The sequence below is a fragment of the Arthrobacter sp. 4R501 genome (assembly GCF_002929755.1).
Taxonomy (GTDB): domain Bacteria; phylum Actinomycetota; class Actinomycetes; order Actinomycetales; family Micrococcaceae; genus Arthrobacter.
The window spans coordinates 1-1,400 of record NZ_PJIW01000050.1; the positions used below are offsets into that span (position 1 = coordinate 1).

At 67.3% G+C, this 1,400-nt stretch carries 1 pseudogene; it reads right to left on the reverse strand.

Going from position 1 to position 1,400, the window contains the following annotated elements:
* Positions 1-1,400: pseudogene (locus CXR02_RS21845) on the reverse strand (glycine dehydrogenase (aminomethyl-transferring)); the annotation flags it as partial.

Here is a 1,400-nt window from a genome sequence, read left to right on the forward strand (position 1 = left end):
GTGTAGAGGACCGGGAAGTACTCGTTCAGGCGAGCCGCAACGTAGTTCGCCGCGAGCAGCGCCGACTTCGTGGCCTCGGTCAGGCCCTCGGCGCCCATCAGCTTCACATACGCCCAGGAGATCGGCAGGACACCGGCGGACCCGTAGTTGGATGCGCTGATGGCCACGCCGTGACCCGCTTCGTGCGCTGCCTTGTTGGCATCGCCGGGCATAAAGGGTGCCAGGTGCGCCTTCGCTGCGACCGGGCCAACGCCGGGTCCGCCGCCGCCGTGCGGGATGCAGAACGTCTTGTGCAGGTTCAGGTGCGAGACGTCGCCGCCGAACTTGCCCGGCTGCGCCAAGCCAACGAGCGCGTTGAGGTTGGCGCCGTCCACGTAGACCTGGCCGCCGGCAGCGTGCACGGCGTCGCAGATTTCGGTAACGTCGGCGTCGTAGACCCCGTGCGTGGACGGGTAGGTGATCATGATCGCCGAGAGGACATCCTTGTTCGCCTCGATCTTGGCGTCAAGGTCAGCGTGGTCGATGCTTCCGTCCGCCGCGGTGGCGACCACTACGACCTTCATGCCGGCCAGGACGGCGGAGGCTGCGTTGGTGCCGTGGGCCGACGCCGGGATCAGGCAGACCGTGCGCTGGTCATCCCCGCGGGACAGGTGGTAGCCGCGGATGGCCAGCAGGCCGGCGAGCTCGCCCTGGGAGCCGGCGTTCGGCTGCAGGGAGACCTGGTCGTACCCGGTGATTTCCGCGAGGTCAGCTTCCAGCCCGCCGATGAGTTCGCGCCAGCCCACGGTCTGGGAATCCGGGGCGAACGGGTGGATGGAGGCGAACTCCGGCCAGGAAATGGCTTCCATCTCTGCCGTGGCGTTCAGCTTCATGGTGCAGGAACCCAGCGGGATCATGGTGCGGTCCAGGGCGAGGTCGCGGTCACTGAGCCTGCGGATGTAGCGCAGCAGCTGGGTCTCGGAACGGTGCGTGTTGAACACGGGGTGCTGCAGGTACTCGGAGGTGCGGAGCACCGATTCGGGCAGTTCAAAGCCCTTCGCGTCCACAACCGGACCGGCGCCGAAGGCGACGGCGATGGCGGAGAGGACATCCGTCGTCGTGGTTTCATCGGCTGAGACGCCGATGGTGTCCTCGTCGATGTGGCGCAGGTTGATGCCGCGTGCTTCGGCGGCGGCGATGACCTTGGCGGCCTTGCCCGGGACGCGGACGGTGAGGGTGTCGAAGAAGGTCTCGGTGACCAGTTCGCGGCCGGCGACCTTCAGCGTGGTTGCCAGGGTGCGGGCGTTGTTGTGGACGCGCTCGGCGATTGCCTTGAGGCCGTCTGGGCCGTGGTAGACGGCGTAGAACGAGGAGACGATGGCCAACAGTGCCTGCGCGGTGCAGATGTTGGACGTGGCCTT